Below are 20428 nucleotides of genomic sequence, written 5' to 3'. Positions count from 1 at the left end.
CGTTCGCTCACCCATCATGAGACCGTCTCCGCTCGCCTCAAGCAGAGTGAATCACGCCATCAACCATCGATCAAGCAGGGTTTTTCAACAGAATCACCCCAATTGCAGTCAAATTGGATTGGGCTTGAGAATGTCGGCTTCGCGCTCTCTTATCGGCCATTTAGAGCGCATGCAGTAGCACCTGTGAGCTGCCGTTTGGCTAAGCGCCAGCCTAGTCACGCGTTCCATCTTAACTTTTGCTCATCGCTAGGAATTTGTGTTCTTTCGCTCGGCCAACTTGGAGCTGAAATCTGCCCTGCCTTACGCCAATCGTTTATCTGTCTGCCCAGCCAAGAGTGAGTAACCGAAAGCTCCGCAAGTATCAGCGGCCAGCACTCTTTCAATGTCCGAAAGCCAGAATCGGCGTTCGCTAACATTGCTTGGAGGCGGCGGGATGCCTCTTCCTGACTTCGTCGAATAACCTGGGTACTGCGGTCGTTGGGCACGGCGTCAGAACCGTCTGCGAACAAATCGCCCATCAACGTGCCAGTTTCTCTCCTCTTCGCTTTCGATGCCGACCGCGTGGCAGCTTGGGCGTCAAGGGCGCGGCGCTCGCTATCGCGGTACACCTTCAGCCCCTCCGAATGCCGGGTCAGAAAAATGAGTTTGTATAAGGCGCGGTTGTGCAAGACCTTATCGACCGTAATGACGGGAGCGTAGACATAGCCTGGCGTTCGTCTAAGGGCCTCTACTGCCAACTCCTCGTAAAGCTGCTCACGTTGCTCACCGCTCACCGCTCTGATCTGCTCGCGCCAATCATCTGCTGCGCCCGTCGAAAGCCACGCCTCTAAAGTGGGGATGAGATCAGTGCCCCCGAAGCGGTTTGCGAAATCGAACATGAAGTTGACGAGCGCTTCGGCGTTCTGCCGCTGCAAGAGCGGCATCATCGAACTGATCGCGGGAAACCCTTTTGGGTCTATCAACGTGAATGAGAACGATTGCTGAGGGATAGAGGCAGCGATGGCTGCCGCATGGTCTTCCATCTTACCTTGGAGGGGAGTGACCTCGATCTTTGGGTAGCGCGCTGCAGCTTGTCGAAGCTGTGCAAAGGATGCAGGGTCTTTTTCGACGAGGTACGCCCGCATGCGCACATTGCGCCCGCGGGATAAATACAGCAGGCGCTGACTGGTCATGTGATTGAGCGCGATGCCGAACGACGTGTCCTCGAAATTTTCACCCGCCGCGGACTTCCAAGGTCCGGCAAATCCGTCGACATAAACAAATTCGTCGTACCTCGAACAAATTTTTCCGATGAGTGCGGGCAGGTATTTGTCTAAGAACGTGTGTTTAACGAACGCCTGTTCGCGACCCTCGTAGTGCGCGGCGTCGATTGCCATTAGCCCAACGCATGCTTGTTCGAGGGAAACTGGTTCCATTCGCGACCATCAAGTTCGCGACCACCACTCTTCGGTCTGATCCCGCCCCATTGCTTGAAGAAGAACGCCACGCCTTGCCGCGCGCATTGGTCACGAATGTCGCGCGCCCAATCGATGTTGAGGATACGCGCTCCCGGGCCGCTCTCACCGCCGGCGATGACCCAATGTACGCCTGACAGATCGACTGGCCCAACTGGACCGATCAGCGGCTCAACAGAGAGAAAGCGAACACCGGCCGGAGCTTCGCGAAGGTGGTTAATGCGCGTGGCGCCCTTCGCATCCTCAACGGACACTCCTAGCCAGATATGGTCAGGGGGCTGTCGATCCGCATAACGCGTTTGCAGATAGTCGCGCATCCTGGAACTCCGCTTCGTCAGCACCTGAAACACGTGCCAATGGGCCTCCTCCATCGTGTCGAACACGGACTCGACGAACGGGAACGGCACTTCCTTATGGAAAAGATCGCTCATGGAATTGACGAATATCATCCGGCTACGTTTCCAACGGAGCGGTTGATCGAGCCGGTCTGGCCTAAGTGTAGGTCAAAACCATGTTCGAAAGGATGGCCCGGAATGCCTCGCCAGCGTTCGGCGAAACGTTCGGCATAGCAATTGTCACAGCCCGCTGTGATCTTTGTGCACCCCGTTACAGGGTTCCACGTGGCATCCGTCCACTCGATTGCACTTCCATCAGCCATGTCGCTTCCCTAGAACGATTCAAGAACATACACCGGGAACGGTCGGACTGCAATCTGGAGCCCGACGCACTCATCGTGACGAGATCACAGCCGCCCCGCAGAAGCAACGATATGTCGGCGGTCAGTTTGTCGGTGATCAATGATAGTATACCCTATCGGTCACCGACATAAACGGACCGATGCGGCTGAGGAGCTCAGAGGGTAGCCTGAAGAGCCACGCGTGGGTCACTCCACCCTGTTAGCTAGCTGACAAACGGCTGCTTTCCATTTCCTGCCGATCAGAACCAGTCCTTCGGCTGACGGCCCACAAGCTGCCGCTCGGCTTAAGAATTTTGAATGACCATTTGATACCCGATTCCAGTCATTCACGTCTATCAGGCTACGGCCCAATCAGCCTTCCCAAAACCCGGACCCGTCAATGCACACGACCACCCACAAAAGGGGTCTGGGGCCCGAGGCCCCAGCCGCCGGAGGCACCCCTGCCTAGCCCCCCAGCACCCCCCGCGCATGCCGCGCAATCGCTCCGCGCGTTGTCACCCACACCCGGTCATGCCGCGCGACATGCTCGAGGAACGCCGCCAGCGCGCCGATGCGGCCGGGGCGGCCGATGATGCGCAGGTGCAGGCCGAGGCTCATCATCCGCGGGTGGCCGGCGAGGCCTTCGGCATAGATCCAGTCGAAGCTGTCGCGGGCATAGTCGAGCCACGCGCGCGGGGTATAGGCGGGGTCGGTCCACATCTTCATGTCGTTGGTGTCGAGCTGATAGGGCATGATCACCATCGGTCGCTCGGGCACGGTGGCGCGGTCGAGGAAGGGCACATCGCCCGAATAATCGTCCATGTGATAATCATAACCCGCCTCGATCAGCAGCCGGCGGGTGTTGTCGGTGTGGAAATAGCGCGAGAGCCAGCCGAACGGCCGCGCCCCGCACGAAGCCTCGAGGCTCGCCGTGGCTTTCGCGATGAACTCCCGCTCGGTGGCTTCGTCCATCTTGAACTGGTGGACCCAGCGCCAGCCATGGCTCACCGGCTCGTCGCCGCGCTCGCGGATGGCGGCGGCGAGCTCGGGGTGGTTTTCCAGGCTCATCGCCGCTGCCGTCCAGCTCGCTTCGAAGCCATGGCGGTCGAGCAGATCGACCACGCGCGGCGCGCCGGCCTTGATGCCGTAGAGATAATTGGATTCATTCCCATAGTTGCGGATCGGCGATTTGATGTGGATGCCGAGCTCGTCGACCGGCTCCATGCCCCGGTCGCCGCGCGCCACGGTCATTTCCGAGCCTTCCTCCACATTCACCACGATCGACAGTGCGCACACCGCCCCATCGGGCCATTCCATCCGCTCGCGTTCCACCCAGTCCCTCCCGATTTGTCCGGACAAGCTAAGGGCTGCGCCACGCAATGTCATGCCTCATGCTAGAGTCGTGCAATGATCCGACCCGCCATCCATGCCGACATCCCGTTGCTGCCCGCCATCGAGGCGGCCGCCGCCATGCTGTTCCGCGGCACCCATGTCGATGGCTTTGCCGATGCCTGGCCCAACCGACCCGAGACCTTCGCCCGCGCCCACCGGGCCGGCCTGCTCTGGATCGCCGAGCAGGACGGCGTGCCTGCAGGCTTCGTGTTCGGGGAGGCGTGCCCCGAGGGGCTTTATGTCCGCGAGCTTTCGGTCGCCCCGCGCGCCCAGCAGCGCGGGCTGGGCGCCGCGCTGATGCGCACCGCCATCGCCCATGCGCGCGCGCTAGGCTGGGGCCGGGTGCTGCTCACCACCGATCGCACCCTGCCGTGGAACGCCCCCTTTTATGCCCGGCTGGGGTTCGTGCTGGTGGACGACGCTATCCCGCCCACCCTCCGCGCGCGGCTGGCGCAACAGGCGCGCGACGGCTTCCCCATGCAGCATCGCTGCGCCATGCTTCTCGATTGCCACGAACAGGGAACCGCTTTCACCGCCGGCGCTTGATTCCGATGAGACTATCCGGAGAACGCGCATGGCTAACCCCGACACCCCCGATACCACACCGGGCAAGACCGATCCGGTCACCGGCCGCCCGCTTGCCGACAAGGTGGACAGCATCAACCGTGTCCGCCCCGCCGGCCCCGAGAACATGGAAGACCCGCCTGAGGAAGGGTGGGACGAGATCGACCAGAGCGGTGACGAAAGTTTTCCCGCCAGCGATCCCCCCGGCCAGGGCGTAGGCTAAGGACGACCGATGACTGACAAGCAAGATGACAGCGCCGACGACAAGACCAACATCCTCGGCGTGCGCAAGGGCAAGGGGCCCGATCAATATGGCGGCAGCTTCGCCGGCGGCCAGTCCGGCGGCGGCGCCTATGCCAACGCCCGGCAGACCACCGACCCGGTTGCGGACAAGGATCAGGGCGGCCAGACCGAGCCCGGCTATTATGGCGGCGGCCAGGCTGCAGACGAGAACAGCAGCAACAGCGATCACCATGCTGCCCGGCGCACCGAAACGAACAGCGACAGCAGCTACAAGGATCATCCCAGCCAGAAAACCGGTCAGGACAATGCCGATTTCAAGCAGGCGATGACCCGTGAGGACCACCGCGGAAAGGGCGAGTGATGGACATTTCGCATGTTGCCGCCGTCGAGCGGGTGGCCCGGGTGCTCGCGGGGCAGCGGCTGAGCATCAACGCCGAGGGCACGCTCGAATCGGCATCACAGCAGGTCGACGCCTCATGGCGCGAGCATATCGATGATGCCCTCGCCGTTCTGCGCACGCTCCGCGCCCCCGATGGAGACATGGCTGCGGTCGGGGACGTGGTCATCTGGCAACGGATGATCGCCGCCGCCCTCGGCACCCCGCACGACGATCCTGAACAGGACGAAGTCTTGGGCACGGGCGATGTGCCGGGCATGCAATACTGAATCACGCCCTTCGACACGCCTGAAATGTCCCCTTTTCGCCCCCGGACGACCCCCTGACGCCCCCTTTCCGCCGCATCGAGCGGCTGCAGCCATGGGCGCCGGCACAACGACCGGACCGCACAACATTCCGCCCTTGCCTATTTGGGCCTCAATGGCTAAGCTGCTGAATTAAAGATAGATTTACCGCAATCGCGGTAAAACAAGGCTTCAAAAAAGTCGCTTTCGTGTAAACTTCGTCATCTTCGCTGCACCCGAAAGGCCGCCCATGACGCTGCAATGGCAGGGCAAATATCTGGAAGTCCATTGCGATGGCAGTTGGGAATATGCGTCCCGCGTTTCCCGCATCGGCGCTGCCGTCATCCTCGCCATTACCGATGATCGCGAGATCATACTGGTCGAACAATTGCGCCGTTCGCACGGCGCTCACACGATCGAACTCCCCGCCGGACTGATCGGGGACACATCGGCGACCGACACCGCCGCCGATGCCGCCCGCCGCGAACTCGAGGAAGAGACCGGATATACTGCCGACGACTTCGAGAACCTCGGAGACTTCGCCACTTCACCGGGCATGTCGTCGGAAATGTTCACAATGTTCCGCGCCCATGGCCTGCGCCGCATCGGCCCCGGCGGTGGCGTTGATGGCGAGAACATCACCCCGCATGTCGTGCCCCTGGCGGCGCTGCCGGCCTTTCTCGCCGAAAAGCGTGCGGCAGGACTGGTCATCGATTGCCGGCTGCTGCTGGCGCTCGGCCTGGCCTAGTTCGGCAAAAGCGAGATCGGCAGCGATTCCAGCCGATTGCCATTGCCATCCATCGCCGCAGCACCCGTCATCGCATTGTAGATCGCCTCTTCGGTCGCCTCCGCCACACCCGCAAAAAGTGGCGTCATCGCGGCATTGGCCAGCTCGGGATAGGCCGTCACGGCAGCGCGCCGCGCCTCGGTCCGCCGCACCCCGGCATGGGTGGAAAAGGCGATCACATAATCCCCCGAGCCATTGTCCATCGTGCTGCCAGTCCGCGCCAACCCCACGACCGCCCGCCGCGCCAGCCGCTGCAGATTGCGGTCAGACAAGGGAGCATCGGTCGCCACGATCATGATGATCGAGCCATCGCTCACCGCCGCCGCCAACCCCGCCTGCTCGGGTGCCGCCGCCACCGGCCGACCCAAAATCACCGGCTTCCCGCCGAAATTTCCCTGGATCAGCACCCCGATCGTGAACCCGTCCACCAACCGCGAGGAAGTCCCGATGCCACCCTTCCAGCCAAACAGCCGCGTCCCGGTGCCAGCCCCCACATTCCCCTCCGCAACCGGTCCGGCCTTCGCTGTCTCGATGGCACGACGCACATCGCCAATGGTCACATGCCGGCCGCGAATATCATTCAGAAACCCGTCATTGGTCTCCCCCACCACGGCATTCACCGAGCGCACTTCGCCATTCCCCGGCTGCGCCAGCGTCCACTCGACCGACCCCGCCATCCCCTCGGCCACATTCAGCGTGTTGGTGAGGATGATCGGCGCCTCGATCTCGCCCAGCTCCTCGATCTGCGTCGATCCCGCCAGCTTGCCGAAGCCATTGGCGCGGAAGAAGCCGGCAGGCACCTTGTCCTGGAACAGGTTGCCGGCATGCGGCAGGATCGCAGTCACGCCGGTGCGCACCCTCGTCCCCTCGATCAGCGTCACATGCCCGACCCGCACCCCCGCCACATCGGTGATCGCATTGGCAGGCCCGGTCGGCAGGCTGCCCACCACCCGCCCGGTCTCCCGAAAGCGCGGGCGCTCGGCGGCACCAGCAGACCCGGCGACCAGCAGCAGCGCCAGCAAAATCCTCATTCGCGGGCAGCGTTACGAGCAGCGTCGGCAGCGCTAAGCACTTCCCACGCCGCCTGCACGGTGCGGAAGCGCGTTGCCGCTTCCGGATCATTGCCGGCAATATCGGGGTGGCTCGCCTTGGCCGCCGTCCGCCATGCTGCCTTGGCGGCATCCATGTCGGCATCGGCATCGAGCCCCAGCGCATGCAGCGCATCGAGCTCCGCCCGGCTGCGCGAGCCATCACCGGGGCCGCCCCAATCCCAATGGCTTGCACGCTTGTAATGGCGCTGGCCCTCTTCCTCCTTGGCCCGCGTCGCAGCTTCCTCGTCGCTCAACCCGGCGAAATAGTCCCAGCCGGCATTATACTCGGCGGCATGCTTTTCGCAGAAATACCAGCGCTCCGGCCGGTTGGGGGATTTGGGCGCGGGGCGGTCTCCCACATTGCCGCACCCCTCGCGGTCGCACAGCCGCACCTGCGCCGGCGCACTGGCGCCGCTGCCATAATCCCGCCACCGCGGGAAACCCCAATCGTCTGATCGCCGATGCCGCGTCATCCCCCATGGATACGCCACAGGGGCCATCATGGCCAGCCGCCGCACCCCATGATTCACCATGGACGCCAGCGCCGTGTCGCCGCATGTTCGGCCTCGAATGCTCGCCCTCATCGCTGCCCGCCGCTTCGGCCCGCTGTTCGTCACCCAGTTCCTGGGGGCGTTCAACGACAATCTGTTCAAGACCGCCTTCATCTTCGCGGTCACTTTCCGGCTGCGCGCCGATGATCCGGCGGGGGCTGCGGCGCTGGCCACTGTAGCGGCCGGCGTCTTCATCGCGCCCTATATCCTCTTCTCCGGCCTCGCCGGCGACCTGGCCGATCGGCTCGACAAGGCGCTGATCGCCGTCTGGGTGAAGGTTGCCGAAATCGCCTTCATGGGCCTTGGAACGCTGGCGCTGGCGCTCGATTCGGAGGCACTCTGCCTGGGCGTGCTGGCGCTCATGGGTCTGCACTCGACCATCTTCGGCCCGGTGAAATACGCCATCCTTCCGCAGCACCTCGCCGAGCGGGAGCTGCTCCTCGGCACCGGGCTGGTGGAGGGGGCCACCTTCGTGGCGATCCTGCTGGGCCAGATCGCCGGCGGCCTGCTGCCCACCGGTCTCGCCGGGCCGGTGGCGATCGGTATCGCGGTCGCCGGGTTGCTCTCGGCGCGCTTCATTCCACCGGCACCACCCGCCGGCGAGCGGGGGCGCATCGACTGGAACCCCCTCACCAGCACCCGGACAGCACTCGGCCATGCCTTTTCCAGCCGGCCGCTCTCCATCGCCACACTGGCAATCAGCTGGTTCTGGGCATTGGGCGCCATTTACACGAGCCAGTTCGTGCCGCTGGCGCGCAACTATCTCGGTGGCAACGAGGCGCTGGCCACCTTCTTCCTCGCAGCCTTCTCTGTCGGCATCGCGGTCGGTTCGGCCGGCGTGGCGCGGCTGCTGCGCGGCCGCATCTCGGCGCGGCTGGCCGCCCCTGCCGTGCTGGTGATGGCGCTGGCGGCACTCGACCTGTATTTTGCCGAAAGCGCCTTTTCCGGAGCGCCGGCCGGCAGCATTTCCGGCCTGCTGTCACGCCCGGCAGGCTGGCGTCTGATGTTCGATCTGCTGGCGATGGCGCTGGCGGGCGGCGTCTTTTCGGTGCCACTCTACGGCATCCTGCAAACCGCAACGCGGCCCCAGGCCAGGGCCCGCACCATCGCAGCCAACAACATCGTCAATGCCATCTTCCAGGTGGGCGGCGTGCTCATCATCGGCTCGGTGCTCGGCGGCGGCGCGCCGGTGCCGCTGGCGCTCGCCGCAGCCGGGCTCACCGGCCTGCTGCTCATCCCGCTGCTGCGGCAACTCCCCTGAACGCTGCCGCCTCTTTTCACCGCCCCGGCCAGGAGCTAAGGCGTGGCGATGTTTGATCTCGACGGAAAACGCATCTGGGTTGCCGGACATCTCGGCATGGTCGGCAGCGCGCTGGTGCGCAGGCTGGAACGTGACGGCCACACGCCGCTCACCACCAGCCGCACGGAAGTCGATCTGATGCGACAGGCAGAGGTCGAGGGCTGGGTAGCCGCCAACCGCCCGCAAGTCGTTATCATCGCCGCCGCAACTGTCGGCGGCATCGCCGCCAACTCGTCGAAGCCGGTCGATTTTCTCTCCAACAACCTGCAGATCGGCACCAACATCATGACCGCGTGTGCGGCCGTGCCGGTAGAAAAGCTGCTCTATCTTGGCTCGTCGTGCATCTATCCGCGGTTGGCCCCGCAGCCGATGCGCGAAGATGCCCTGCTCACCGGCCCGCTCGAGCCGACCAACCAATGGTATGCCATCGCCAAGATCGCCGGCATCATGCTTGCCCAGGCCTATCGCCAGCAGCATGGGCTCGACATGATCAGCGCCATGCCGACCAATCTCTACGGACCCGGCGACAATTACGATCTCGAATCGAGCCACGTCATTCCGGCCCTCATCCGCAAGGCCGTCGATGCTCGCGATTCCGCCGCCGAAACGATGACCGTGTGGGGCACCGGCACGCCCCTGCGCGAGTTCATGCATGTCGACGATCTCGCCGATGCGCTGGTGTTTCTCCTCCGGAATTACTCGGAGCATGATCACATCAACGTCGGCACCGGTCAGGAGCTGACTATCGCCGAAGTGGCGCAGACGATCTGCGATGTCGTCGGCTTCAAGGGCAAGCTCGTGTTCGACACCAGCCGTCCGGACGGCAGCCCGCGCAAGCTGATGGACTCGGCGCGCTTGCTGGGCCTCGGCTGGAAACCCCGCATCGGCCTGCGCGAGGGGCTCGAAACCGCGTATCAGGCCTATCTGGCGGGCCAGCGGCGGCGCTGACTTACGCCGCCTGCGGCACTCCGTTGACGATGCTCGCGTCGATTGCCAGATCGCGGGCAATCTCGCGCACCGTCATCTTGGCAGACATCATCACCGACGGCGTGCCGCCGCCGGGCTGGGTGCCCTGGCCGACGAGATAGAGGTTGCTGATATCCTCGGACTTGTTGTGCGGGCGGAAGAACGCGGTCTGGGTAAGCACCGGCTCGACACCGAAGCCATTGCCGACATGGGAGCCCAGCACCTGCTCGAAATAGTCGGGCGTCACGAAGCTCTTGTGCTTCAGCCGCGCCTTGAGGTCGGGAATGTAATTGCGTTCTTCGAGGAAGGTCATCACCCGGTCGCACAGCCGGTCGCCCTCCACCGACCAGTCGATGTCGGACTGGTTGTTGGGCACCGGGATCAGCGTGTAGGCGGCATGATGGCCGTCGGGTGCCATGCTCGGATCGGTGAGCGTGGGGATGTGCAGATACTGCGAAAAATCCTTGCTCATCACCTTGGTGTCGAAAATCTCGGTGAGCAGCGCTTCGTAGCGGGGGCCGAGGATGATGTTGTGGTGGCGCAGCTCGGGATCATTGTCGCGCTTCTCGTAACCGAAGTAGATGACCATCAGCGACATCGACTGCTTGCGGAATTTCACCAGCGCGTCGCGATTGATCGTCCGATATTTCTTGTCGACCATCTTGAGATAAGTGGTCGCATAATCGGCGTTCGACACCACGATATCCGCCGTCATGGTGCGACCATCGCGGAGCGTCACCCCGGTGGCAACGCGCTTGCCGGCACGCTTCTCGACATCGATCTGCCCCACTTCGGCATTGAGGTGGAGCTTGCCGCCCATTTCCTCGTATTTCTTCACCATCGCCGCCACCAGCGCCCCGGTGCCGCCCTTGGCATAATGGATTCCCCAGGTCTTCTCGACGAAATGGATCATCGCATAAATGGCGGGCACCTTGAGCGGGTTGCCGCCCACCAGCAGCGGCTCGAAGCTGAACACCTGGCGCATCTTGTCGGACTTGAAATACTTGCTGATCAGGCTGAACAGCGGCTGCACCGCGCCCAGCTTGAGCAGATCGGGCACCACGCCGAGCATCGAGCCCAGGCTGCCGAAATAGGTGTAGCCGAGCTCGAGGAAGCCGCGCTTGAAGATGGCGCGCGCCTGCTCGTGAAACGCCTCGTACCCTTCCAGATCTTCGGGGGCGAGGCGCTTGATCTGCTCGCGGGTGCTCACCGGATCGCCATCATAATCGAAGAAAGTGCCGTCATCGAAATAGATGCGGTAAAACGGCAGGATCGGCATCACGTCCAGATATTTGCTGGTATTGGGGCCGCCGCTGTTGCCCTCGCGGATGCGACTGTTCTCGTCGAGCACATGCGCCGGAAAATCGGGCTCGCCGAGCATCGCATGGTCGCGCTCAAGGCTGAAAAGCTCCTCGATGAAGTGCGGCACGGTGAGCACCGTCGGCCCCATGTCGAAGGTGAAGCCATCGACCCGGCGCACATAGGCGCGGCCGCCCGGTGCATCGAGCTTTTCGACAATCTGCGTGTCGAAGCCGAGGCTCTGCAGCCGCATCGCGCAGGAAATGCCGCCGATGCCGGAGCCGATGACGATTGCCGATTTGCGGGTCATGTGTCTGTCCTGATAGTGCGCCTCTCCGCTAGGCGCTTGGCGGTGCATCGGCAAAGCCTGAAATTGTCGCAGATGCAAGGGCAGGCCGGCAAAAGCCGGTCAGGCAGCCTTTGCGGCAATCTTGCGGATCACCGCCTCGAAGGTTTCAGGCGGCTGCGCACCGAGCACCAGATACTGGCCATTGAAGACGATAGCGGGCACGGCGTTGATGTCCGCCGCGCGCCACTGCGCCTGGGCGCTGCGCACCTCTTCGGCGTAGCGCCCCGAAGCCAGGACTTCGCGCGCTGCTCCGCCATCAAGCCCGGCCGCAGCGGCTGCCGCCACCAGCGTCTCGCTCTCGTTCATCAGCGCGCCTTGGGTGAAATGCGCCGTGAACAGGGCCAGCTTGAGCGCGCGCTGGGCGGCGGGAGACGCCAGCCCCGCCCAATGCAGCAGGCGGTGGCAATCGAAGCTGTTCCAGATGCGGCTGTCGGGCCCGGAATTGATCGTGAAGCCGGCGGCTTCGGCCGCCTGTCTGAGTGCGCCGCGGCTTGCAGCGGTGCGTGCCTGGTCCGACCCGTATTTGCGGGCGATATGCTCGGCGGTGTTCTCGCCCTCGGGCGCCATGCCGGGGTTGAGCTCGAACGGCTGGAAGTGGAGCTCGGACGTCACCACGTCGGCGGCATCGGCAAGGGCGGTTTCGAGCGACTTCAGCCCCACCACGCACCAGGGGCACATCACATCGGAAACGAAGTCGATTCTCAAGCGCATGGCGGCGATCTTACTCCGCGTCGCCCACGCCGACAAATTTCCCCGCATAACGGCTGGTGATGCGATCGACGGGCATCACCACGAACACATCGACGGTATTGAACTGGGCATCGACAAACCCGCCATTGCCCACCATTGCACCGACCCGCAGATAGCCCTTGATGAGCGGCGGCAGCGCGCGGGCGGCGGCGCGACTGTCGATGGCGGTGGGATCGAGCTGGTTCATCGGCACATGGTTGCCGGCATGGGCGGTAGCGCGCAGCTCGGGCGGGGCCAGATGATGGTGATAGAGATAGCTCAGCTCGGCGGCGTGGAGCAACGGCTCGGCACCGTGCAGCGAGGCGCAGCCGAACATATGGCCGATGCTGTGGCGTTGCAGATAGGTGGCGATGCCGCGCCAGAGCAGGGTGATGGTGGTGTTGTTGCGCCAGGCCGGCGCCACGCAGCTGCGCCCCAGCTCGAGCAACTGGCTCGCCGGGCCGGAATTGGCGATAAGCGGCGCCAGATCATACTCGCTTGCGGAGTAGAAACCGCGGTGTGCCTGCGCCACCGACTGGCGGAGCAGGCGATAGGTGCCGACCACCTGCGGGCTGCCATCAAGGCCGTGATCAACGACCAGCAAATGGTCGCAAATCGCGTCATAATCGTCGATGTCGCGCCGCACCGCCGCCATGCGCGCGCTGGGGAGGGCGCCCATCTCGTCATAGAAAATCTGGTAGCGCAGCGCCTGTGCGGCTGCCACTTCCGCCTCTGAAACCGCCAGCCGCACATCGAGTTGCCCCACCCTGTGGATGGCGGGGGCTTGCGCCAGCAGTTGCGATGGCACGGCGGTCGGCCGGCTGAAAGGAAGGCCCATGGCATGCGGCTCCGTTGGTTTGCCCCTGCGCAGCCCCTAGCGGAGAATTGTTACAGGCTGGTGGGAGGTTCCTCGACCAGCCCGGTGCGCATCAGCCAGAGGAACAGCAGGATGCCCGGCAGTGCGGCCAGCGTGGTGAGCAGGTAAAAGTTGACGTAACCCATTGTTTCGATGAGGCCGCCGGCGGTGGTGCCGGTGAGGAAGCGGCCCACGATCGAGGTGGCGGCCGAGATCATCGCATATTGGCTGGCGGTGAAGCGGAGGTCGCACAGCACCGAGAAATAGGCGACGAGGCACACGCCACCGATGCCGCTGGCAATGTTCTCGAAGCCGATCGCTGCAGCCATGGCCCAATTGTTGTGCCCCGCCGCCGCCAGCCCGGCGAAGCTCAGGTTGGAGACGCCCATCAGCACCAGGCTGAGCAGCACCGAACGGCGCAACCCCATGCGCGTGTAGAGGATTCCGCCAATGAAGATGCCGATCAGATAGGCCCAGAAGCCCATGCCGACATCGTATATGGCGATTTCGTCGTTGGTGTAGCCCAGATCATCGAACAGCAGCCGGAAGGTGAGGTTGGCCAGCGTGTCGCCGATCTTGTGAAGGAGGATGAACAACAGCACCAGCCCCGCACCCGCGCGCTGGAAAAACTCGGCGATGGGGCCGATAACCGATTGCCAGACCTCGGTTATTCCGCGCTTGGCCTGCACGATCAGCCGGCGCGGCGGCTCCTTCATGATGAGCCCGGTGATCATGGCGGGAAGTGCGAAGCCGGCGCAGGCGAGATAGGCGATGCTCCACCCCACCCGCGAGGCTAGCACCAGCGCCAGGGCGCCGGCTGCCACGCTGCCGATGCGCCAGCCATATTGGCTCATCCCCGAGCCGACGCCGAGCTGGCGAGGCTCAAGCAATTCAATGCGATAGGCGTCGATGACGATGTCGAAGGTGGCGCCTGCCGCACCCACGAGCACGGCGGCGATGGCGGTGTAGAAGAGGCTGGCGGCCGGGTCGGCGAGGGCGAGGTTGGTGACGGCGGCGATGGCGAGGAAGCCGGAGAAGATGAGCCAGGAGACGCGCTGGCCAAGGTGGCCGAGGAGGGGAAGGCGGACGCCATCGACCATCCAGGCCCATAACCATTTGAAATTATACACCAGAAACGCGAGGCTGAACGCGGTGACGGCCTTTTTGTCGATGCCGTCCTGCGCCAGTCTCGTGGTGAGGGTGGCGCCGATCATGGCGAAGGGGAAGCCCGAGGAAATGCCCAGCGCCAGGGCCGCGAGCGGGGCAGCTTCGGTATAGGGGCGAACCGATTGCGGGAGGTGCCGGCGCCAGTCGGAGGGTATTTCGGGGGTGTCGAGGGTCATGCAGGGACTGTAGCGGGCGAATTGCGCACCGCCAGACGGCATTTGCGGGCACGCCCGAAAGGTCTAGGATGGCTGGCATGGACGTTTACGCCCCCATTGCCCGCCCCACGCCGGGCCAGACCCGGCTGGCGGCCGCGATGCCCGCCGCCGCCGGGGTCGCAGCACCGGCGATGCTGACGATGGTGCCGGCGAGTGCCTATACTTGCACGGACCGATATGCGCGCGAGATCGACCGGCTGTTCCGCGCGCATCCGGTGGTGCTCGCTCCTTCCGCGCTGCTGCCCGAGCCGGGGATGGCGGTGCCGCACGATGGCTTCGGCCTGCCACTGCTGCTGGCGCGCGACAGGCAGGGGGTGGCGCGCGTGTTCCTCAATGTCTGCCGGCACCGCGGCACGCGGCTGGTGGAGGGGTGCGAGGGGGTGAAGGGGCTGATGACCTGCCCCTATCATGCCTGGTCCTATGCGATGGACGGCAGCCTGAAGGGGGTGCCGCGCAGCGAGACCTTTCCGGGGCTCGACAAGGCGGCGCATGGACTGGTGCCGTTGCCGAGCATGGAGGCGGGCGGGCTGATCTGGGCCGGGCTCGACCGGACCCGCGACTATGATTTCGGTCATGCCGCCGGCGATCTGGCGGCGGATTTCGATGCGCTCGGGTTTGCCGGCCAGCATCTTTACGCCCGCGCCACGCACAAGGTGGCGGCGAACTGGAAGCTCATCATGGATGCGTTTCTGGAGAGCTATCATGTGGCGCGGCTGCACTCGGGGTCGATCGGCCGCTTCTTCCAGGATGGGGTGACGACCGGGGACACCATCGGCCCGCACGCACGCTCGGCGGTCGGGCGGCTGGCGGCGCTCGGAGGGTGTGATTTCGAGGACATGGCGCAGGTGCGCCGCGCGGTGACCTTCGCCTATCAGCTTGTGCCCGCTTGCGTGATCGTCGCCTCGCCTGACTATCTCAACATCATGGTGCTGATGCCGCAAGCGGTCGATTGCACGCTGGTCGAGGACTTCATGCTCATCCCGCGCCCGCCGGCCACGCCGGAGGAGGAAGCGCATTGGGCGAAGAGCTGGGCCTTGCTCGACAGACAAGTCTTTGCGGGCGAGGATTTCCGTGCCGCTTCCCTCGGCCAGCAGGGTCTGGCGTCGGGCGCGGTGGCGCATGTCACGCTGGGCGGGCTCGAGCAGGGCATTGCGCGCTTCGCCGCCACGATCGATGGCTTGATCGCTTGATGGGCGAGCCGATCGCGGGCATCGCCCAGAATATCCAGCTGGCCGTCACCCCGGTGTTCCTGCTCACTGCCATCGGTGCCATTCTCAACGTGCTGATCTCGCGGCTGGCGCGGGTCGTCGACCGCGCCCGCGCGCTCGAGGCCGAGCTGATGGGGGCGACGCAGGCGGGGGGCGACGAGCGGCGGCTGGTGGCGCTTGACGATCTCGCGATCCTCGATCGGCGGATGGGGGCGGTCAACATCTCGATCGCGCTGTGCACGGCGTCGGCGTTTCTGGTGTGCATCGTCATCGCCATCCTGTTCGTCGGCGAAATCGCCGATCTCGGCTGGGCGCAGGCGGTGATCTGGCTTTTTCTTGGCGCAATCGTGCTGCTCGCCGGCGGGCTCGGGCTGTTCCTCTTCGAAATCCGCATCGCGCTCACCAGCGTGCGCGTGCGCGCCGGCCTGCTGGCGCAGCGCCGCCCTCGCACGCCGAAGGGGCAGCGCGAGGCATGAGGTCGCTGGTGAGGCGCGCTGCCCTATCATGTTGAGTGGGCGTCCGGCATAGTGGCCGACGAAAGCGAGGCGCGTCCGTGGCCGATCTCAACCTGCCCTTGATCGCCGCCATCGCCTGGATGGTCGCGCTATGCCTGATCGGCGGGCTGATGACGCCGCGCGCGGACTGGTATGCCAAGCTCCGCAAGCCATCATGGCAACCACCCGGCTGGGCCTTCGGGCCGGGGTGGACGATCATCCTCGGACTCGCCGCCTGGGCCGCCGTGCGCGCCTGGAACGCCGGCACCCCGGCGCAGCAGGCCGATGTGCTGATCCTGTTCGGGGTGAACGGCCTTTTCCACCTGCTCTGGAGCCCGTTGTTCTTCAAGCTGCAACGGCCCGATTGGGCGCTTATCGAAGTGCCGTTCCTCTGGGCCTCGGTGCTGGCGATGGTGATCGGGCTATGGCCGATCGACCAGCTCGCAGCGCTGCTGATCCTGCCCTATCTCGGCTGGGTGGCGTTTGCGGCGTCGCTGAACTGGAAAGTTGTCGACCTCAACCCGCGGTGAGGAGGCTGAGGGGAAGCCTGTCCTTGGGCCCCGGGACAAGCCCGGGGCGACGGAGAGGTTGGTGTTGGCGCCAAGTCAGGGGTGCAGGGGGCGCCGCCCCCTGCCCGCCGGAGGCTCTTAGTTTTTGGCTTTATCGACCAGCGCGTTCTTGCTGATCCACGGCATCATGGCGCGCAGCTTGGTGCCGACTTCCTCGATCTGGTGCGCCTTTGCGGCAATCCGCGATGCCTTGAGCTCCGGCTGGCCGGCGCGGTTGTCGAGGATGAAGTTCTTGACGAAGCGGCCGCCCTGGATGTCGGCGAGGACGCGCTTCATTTCGGCCTTGGTTTCCGCGGTGATGATGCGCGGGCCGGTGGTGATGTCCCCATATTCGGCGGTGTTGCTGATCGAGTAGCGCATGTTGGCGATACCGCCTTCGTACATCAGATCGACGATCAGCTTCACTTCGTGGAGGCACTCGAAATAGGCCATTTCGGGGGCATAGCCGGCTTCGACGAGCGTTTCGAACCCGGCTTGGATGAGGTGGGTGAGGCCACCGCAAAGCACCGCCTGTTCGCCGAAGAGATCGGTTTCGCACTCTTCCTTGAAGGTGGTTTCGATGACACCCGAGCGACCGCCGCCGATGGCCGAGGCATAGGAAAGCGCCACGTCATGCGCGTTGCCGCTGGCATCCTGGTGGATGGCGATGAGGCAGGGGACGCCGCCGCCGCGGGCATATTCGGAGCGGACGGTGTGGCCGGGGCCCTTGGGGGCGATCATGAACACATCGATATCGGCGCGCGGCTCGATGAGCTGGAAGTGGACGTTGAGGCCGTGGGCGAAGGCGAGCGCGGCGCCGGGCTTCATGTTGGCGGCGAGATCTTCGGCGTAGATGGCGGCCTGATGCTCATCGGGGGCGAGGACCATGATGACATCGGCCCAGGCGGCGGCTTCGGCGTTGGAGAGCACCTTGAAGCCCGCACCGCGCGCCTTTTCGGCGGTGGCCGAGCCGGCGCGGAGTGCCACGGCGACTTCGCCGACACCCGAATCGCGCAGGTTCGCGGCATGGGCATGGCCCTGGCTGCCGTATCCGACAATGGCGACCTTCTTGCCCTTGATCAGCCCGACATCGGCATCGGCATCATAGTAAACGCGCATTGGAGTTTCCCTGTTTTGATCTTGATGGGGGGTTATGCGGCTTCGGCGCCGCGGGCAATGGCGACGACGCCGGTGCGAGCGACTTCGACAAGCCCGACTTCGCGCATGAGTGCGATGAACTGATCGACCTTTTCGGTGCTGCCCGAGACTTCGAACACGAAGCTGTTGGTGCTGGTGTCGACCGGCCGGGCGCGGAAAATGTCGGCGAGGCGAAGCGCTTCGACGCGCTTGTCCCCGGTGCCGGCGACTTTCACCAGGGCCATCTCGCGTTCGACATGCGGGCCGAGCTCGGTCAGGTCGAGGACGCGGTGGACGGGCACCAGCCGGTCGAGCTGGGCGATGATCTGGTCGATGACCGGCGGTGGGCCGCTGGTGACGATGGTGATGCGGCTGACGGCATGATCGGTGCTGACGTCGGCGACGGTGAGGCTGTCGATGTTGTAGCCGCGCGCCGAGAACAGCCCGACAATACGGGCGAGGACGCCGCTTTCGTTGTCTACGATGATCGACAGCGTGTGCTTTTCGGAGGGAGCGTGCTTCATGTGACTGCCACCTGAGGGACTGGTACCACTACATCAAAACCCCATGTCGGGCTCGAGTACAGAAACTCGGTTCCAGATGGCTGACAGGATAATTTCATTCTAACTCGAAATTGAGTGCCCAAAGGGTACCGCCGAAGGTTACGCATCTGCTTACAGGAGGAAACATTTAGATCAGGTCCAAACGCTTGACCAAGTGCTGGTCGCATTTGAATTTTTCCGTGTCTGCTCACATAACTCTCTATAATCACGTAGTGATAGCTACCCACGAAGGTGGCGGTACTGGCGCTCACACCAGCGCCTTCGCGTCTTCATCAGGCTCCGAAGTGGGCGGGGCTTCGCCTTCGAGCATCATGTCGGTGTGGGCAGCCCCGCTCGGGATCATCGGGAAGCAGTTGGCGAGCTTGGTGACACGGCAATCGACGACGACCGGGCCATCATGGGCGAGCATCGCATCGATCCCGGCGTCGAGATCGTCGGGGCCGTTGATGGTGATGCCTTTCCAGCCATAGGCTTCGGCGAGCTTGACGAAATCGGGCAGGCTGTCCGAATAGGATTCGCTGTAGCGGCCGCCGTGGTTCAATTCCTGCCACTGGCGGACCATGCCCATGTATTCGTTATTGATGATGAAGATCTTCACCGGCAGCCGGTACTGGGTGGCGGTGCCGAGCTCCTGGATGTTCATCTGGATGCTGGCTTCGCCGGCAATGTCGATGACGAGCGCGCCCGGGTTGGCGAGCTGGGCGCCGATCGCGGCGGGCAGGCCATAGCCCATCGTGCCCAGCCCACCCGAGGTGAGCCATTTGTTGGGGGCGTCGAAGCCGAAGTGCTGGGCGGCCCACATCTGATGCTGGCCGACTTCGGTGGAGATGATCGGCGCCTGATCGCGGGTTTTTTCCCACAGCCGCTGGATGGCCTTTTGCGGCAGCAGGGCAGGGCCTTGCTGCTTGAACCCGAAGCAATCGCGCGCACGCCAGCCGGCAATGTCCGCCCACCAGGGTTCGAGGTCCTGTGCGGCGTGGCCGCGGGCTTTCCACAGCGCCAGCATGTCTTCCAAGACGCTGCCGACATCGCCGACGATGCCGAGATCGACACGCACGGTCTTGTTGATCGACGAGCGGTCGATATCGATGTGGATCTTCTTCGAATGCGGCGAAAAGGCATCGAGCCGGCCGGTCACGCGATCATCGAAGCGGGCGCCGATGCAGAGCATCAGGTCGCAGCGGTTCATCGCCATGTTTGCTTCGTAGGACCCATGCATGCCGAGCATGCCGAGGAACTGCTTGTGCCGGTGCTCCATCGTGCCGAGGCCCATCAGCGTCGAGGTGACGGGAGCGCCGGTGAGTGCTGCGAGCGCGCGCAGCAGCGTGGTGGCATGCGGGCCGGAGTTGATGACACCGCCGCCGGTGTAGAGAATCGGCCGCTCGGCGGCGGCGAGCATCTCGACGGCGGTTTCGATGGCAGTCTGGTCCCCCTTCGTCTGCGGCTTGTAGGTCTTGTGGCCGGCGGCGGTGGGGGCGGCATAGGGGCCACGCATGATCTGCACATCCTTGGGAATGTCGATCACCACCGGGCCGGGGCGGCCCGAGCGCGCGATGTAAAAGGCCTCGTGCAGCGCCGAAGCGAGGCGCGCCGTCTCCTTGATGAGGTAATTGTGCTTCGAGCAATGGCGGGTGATGCCTACCGTGTCGCACTCCTGAAAGGCATCGGTGCCGATGAGATGGGTGGGCACCTGGCCGGTGATGACCACCAGCGGAATCGAGTCCATCATCGCATCGGTGATGCCGGTAACGGCATTGGTGGCGCCGGGGCCCGAAGTGACGAGCACCACGCCGACCTTGCCCGAGGAACGGGCATAGCCTTCGGCGGCGTGGACGGCGGCCTGCTCGTGGCGGACGAGGATGTGCTTGATCCGACCTTCCGCGAAGAGCGCGTCGTAGATGGGGAGCACGGCGCCGCCGGGATAGCCGAAGATAGTGTCGACGCCCTGGTCGATGAGCGCCTGCACGACGATTTCGGCGCCCGTCATTTCACGGCTTGTATCGGCTGGCTGGATGGCTGACATGACGACGCTCGAACTCGGGCTACTGGCAATTGCCGGGAGAGCGGCGACCTAAGCACCACAAGTTGCGCTGTCAACCCATATTCACGCAATAAAAGAACAAGTCTGCCGGGTTTCAGGCAAAAAAACAGCGGGCGA

The 20428-nt window shown here is 64.2% G+C and carries 23 protein-coding genes; 10 read left to right on the top strand and 13 right to left on the bottom strand.

Annotated features, from left to right (window positions below; translation table 11 throughout):
- Positions 1-215: 215 nt before the first annotated feature.
- The 4 genes from tcmP to FHS79_RS06160 form a co-directional block, all read right to left on the bottom strand.
- Positions 216-1376 (bottom strand): three-Cys-motif partner protein TcmP, encoded by a 1161-nt coding sequence (gene tcmP, locus FHS79_RS06170; protein ID WP_184196951.1) that lies wholly within the window; start codon positions 1374-1376, stop codon positions 216-218.
- Entirely contained in the window at positions 1376-1903 is a 528-nt protein-coding gene (locus tag FHS79_RS06165; protein WP_274603668.1) for a DUF5131 family protein, read from the bottom strand. Before FHS79_RS06165 ends, tcmP begins: the two co-directional genes overlap by 1 nt.
- Positions 1900-2112 carry a DUF5131 family protein gene (locus FHS79_RS19500; RefSeq protein ID WP_274603667.1) on the bottom strand — a complete coding sequence of 71 codons (213 nt, stop codon included), beginning with the start codon at positions 2110-2112 and terminating at the stop codon, positions 1900-1902. Before FHS79_RS19500 ends, FHS79_RS06165 begins: the two co-directional genes overlap by 4 nt.
- A gap of 483 nt (positions 2113-2595) precedes the next feature.
- Positions 2596-3462, bottom strand: coding sequence for a polysaccharide deacetylase family protein (locus tag FHS79_RS06160; protein WP_341534421.1), 867 nt, complete (start codon positions 3460-3462; stop codon positions 2596-2598).
- Positions 3463-3537: 75 nt separating this feature from the next.
- On the opposite strand from FHS79_RS06160, the gene FHS79_RS06155 reads away from it, so the two are divergent.
- From FHS79_RS06155 to FHS79_RS06135, 5 genes are all read left to right on the top strand, one after another.
- Positions 3538-4068: a GNAT family N-acetyltransferase gene (locus FHS79_RS06155; protein ID WP_184196948.1), complete on the top strand. Its 531-nt coding sequence runs from the start codon at positions 3538-3540 to the stop codon at positions 4066-4068.
- A 28-nt stretch (positions 4069-4096) separates the two neighbouring features.
- A complete protein-coding gene (locus FHS79_RS06150; protein ID WP_184196945.1) occupies positions 4097-4309 on the top strand; it encodes a hypothetical protein in 213 nt (70 codons plus the stop codon).
- Between the two features lie 9 nt (positions 4310-4318).
- Positions 4319-4690, top strand: coding sequence for a hypothetical protein (locus FHS79_RS06145; RefSeq protein WP_184196942.1), 372 nt, complete (start codon positions 4319-4321; stop codon positions 4688-4690).
- Positions 4690-4995 carry a hypothetical protein gene (locus FHS79_RS06140; RefSeq protein WP_243452705.1) on the top strand — a complete coding sequence of 102 codons (306 nt, stop codon included), beginning with the start codon at positions 4690-4692 and terminating at the stop codon, positions 4993-4995. The genes FHS79_RS06145 and FHS79_RS06140 overlap by 1 nt, the downstream gene beginning before the upstream one ends.
- A 265-nt stretch (positions 4996-5260) precedes the next feature.
- Complete coding sequence (locus tag FHS79_RS06135; protein WP_184196939.1) at positions 5261-5758, top strand: NUDIX hydrolase; 498 nt, start codon at positions 5261-5263, stop codon at positions 5756-5758.
- Here the strand turns inward: FHS79_RS06135 and FHS79_RS06130 are convergent.
- Both FHS79_RS06130 and FHS79_RS06125 read right to left on the bottom strand, forming a co-directional pair.
- On the bottom strand, positions 5755-6828 hold the full coding sequence (locus FHS79_RS06130; protein WP_184196936.1) for a DmpA family aminopeptidase: 1074 nt from the start codon (positions 6826-6828) through the stop codon (positions 5755-5757). The two genes, FHS79_RS06135 and FHS79_RS06130, sit on opposite strands and share 4 nt — an antisense overlap.
- The gene (locus FHS79_RS06125; protein ID WP_184196933.1) at positions 6825-7361 is read right to left on the bottom strand and encodes a DnaJ domain-containing protein; all 537 of its coding nucleotides are present in this window, start codon (positions 7359-7361) and stop codon (positions 6825-6827) included. The genes FHS79_RS06130 and FHS79_RS06125 overlap by 4 nt, the downstream gene beginning before the upstream one ends.
- A gap of 97 nt (positions 7362-7458) precedes the next feature.
- Here FHS79_RS06125 and FHS79_RS06120 point away from each other — a divergent pair, with 97 nt between their 5' ends.
- Positions 7459-8700: an MFS transporter gene (locus FHS79_RS06120; protein WP_243452704.1), complete on the top strand. Its 1242-nt coding sequence runs from the start codon at positions 7459-7461 to the stop codon at positions 8698-8700.
- Positions 8701-8748: 48 nt separating this feature from the next.
- Positions 8749-9687 (top strand): GDP-L-fucose synthase family protein, encoded by a 939-nt coding sequence (locus FHS79_RS06115; protein ID WP_184197006.1) that lies wholly within the window; start codon positions 8749-8751, stop codon positions 9685-9687.
- A gap of 1 nt (position 9688) precedes the next feature.
- Here FHS79_RS06115 and crtI read toward each other — a convergent pair whose 3' ends face one another.
- The 4 genes from crtI to FHS79_RS06095 all read right to left on the bottom strand — a co-directional run bounded on the left by crtI (position 9689) and on the right by FHS79_RS06095 (position 14281).
- The gene (gene crtI / locus FHS79_RS06110) at positions 9689-11314 is read right to left on the bottom strand and encodes a phytoene desaturase family protein (protein ID WP_184196927.1); all 1626 of its coding nucleotides are present in this window, start codon (positions 11312-11314) and stop codon (positions 9689-9691) included.
- A gap of 99 nt (positions 11315-11413) precedes the next feature.
- On the bottom strand, positions 11414-12064 hold the full coding sequence (locus FHS79_RS06105; protein ID WP_184196924.1) for a DsbA family oxidoreductase: 651 nt from the start codon (positions 12062-12064) through the stop codon (positions 11414-11416).
- A 10-nt stretch (positions 12065-12074) separates the two neighbouring features.
- Positions 12075-12920 carry a GNAT family N-acetyltransferase gene (locus FHS79_RS06100; RefSeq protein ID WP_184196921.1) on the bottom strand — a complete coding sequence of 282 codons (846 nt, stop codon included), beginning with the start codon at positions 12918-12920 and terminating at the stop codon, positions 12075-12077.
- A 50-nt stretch (positions 12921-12970) separates the two neighbouring features.
- On the bottom strand, positions 12971-14281 hold the full coding sequence (locus FHS79_RS06095) for an AmpG family muropeptide MFS transporter (RefSeq protein ID WP_184196918.1): 1311 nt from the start codon (positions 14279-14281) through the stop codon (positions 12971-12973).
- Between the two features lie 77 nt (positions 14282-14358).
- On the opposite strand from FHS79_RS06095, the gene FHS79_RS06090 reads away from it, so the two are divergent.
- The 3 genes from FHS79_RS06090 to FHS79_RS06080 all read left to right on the top strand — a co-directional run bounded on the left by FHS79_RS06090 (position 14359) and on the right by FHS79_RS06080 (position 16552).
- Positions 14359-15510 carry an aromatic ring-hydroxylating oxygenase subunit alpha gene (locus FHS79_RS06090; protein WP_184196915.1) on the top strand — a complete coding sequence of 384 codons (1152 nt, stop codon included), beginning with the start codon at positions 14359-14361 and terminating at the stop codon, positions 15508-15510.
- Entirely contained in the window at positions 15510-16004 is a 495-nt protein-coding gene (locus FHS79_RS06085) for a DUF2721 domain-containing protein (protein WP_184196912.1), read from the top strand. The genes FHS79_RS06090 and FHS79_RS06085 overlap by 1 nt, the downstream gene beginning before the upstream one ends.
- A gap of 77 nt (positions 16005-16081) precedes the next feature.
- A complete protein-coding gene (locus tag FHS79_RS06080; RefSeq protein WP_341534420.1) occupies positions 16082-16552 on the top strand; it encodes a TspO/MBR family protein in 471 nt (156 codons plus the stop codon).
- A gap of 117 nt (positions 16553-16669) precedes the next feature.
- Here the strand turns inward: FHS79_RS06080 and ilvC are convergent, their stop codons facing one another.
- The 3 genes from ilvC to FHS79_RS06065 form a co-directional block, all read right to left on the bottom strand.
- A complete protein-coding gene (gene ilvC, locus FHS79_RS06075) occupies positions 16670-17689 on the bottom strand; it encodes a ketol-acid reductoisomerase (protein ID WP_184196909.1) in 1020 nt (339 codons plus the stop codon).
- Positions 17690-17721: 32 nt separating this feature from the next.
- Positions 17722-18231, bottom strand: a complete 510-nt coding sequence (gene ilvN, locus FHS79_RS06070; RefSeq protein WP_184196906.1) for an acetolactate synthase small subunit — start codon at positions 18229-18231, stop codon at positions 17722-17724.
- 286 nt (positions 18232-18517) lie between these two features.
- Positions 18518-20293, bottom strand: coding sequence for an acetolactate synthase 3 large subunit (locus FHS79_RS06065; protein WP_184196903.1), 1776 nt, complete (start codon positions 20291-20293; stop codon positions 18518-18520).
- Positions 20294-20428 lie beyond the last annotated feature (135 nt).

Origin of the sequence: Polymorphobacter multimanifer (genome assembly GCF_014205635.1) — a bacterium.
Lineage (GTDB): Bacteria > Pseudomonadota > Alphaproteobacteria > Sphingomonadales > Sphingomonadaceae > Sandarakinorhabdus > Sandarakinorhabdus multimanifer.
Note: the sequence above shows the minus strand (reverse complement) of the source record. Positions and strands in the feature narration are given on the sequence as shown.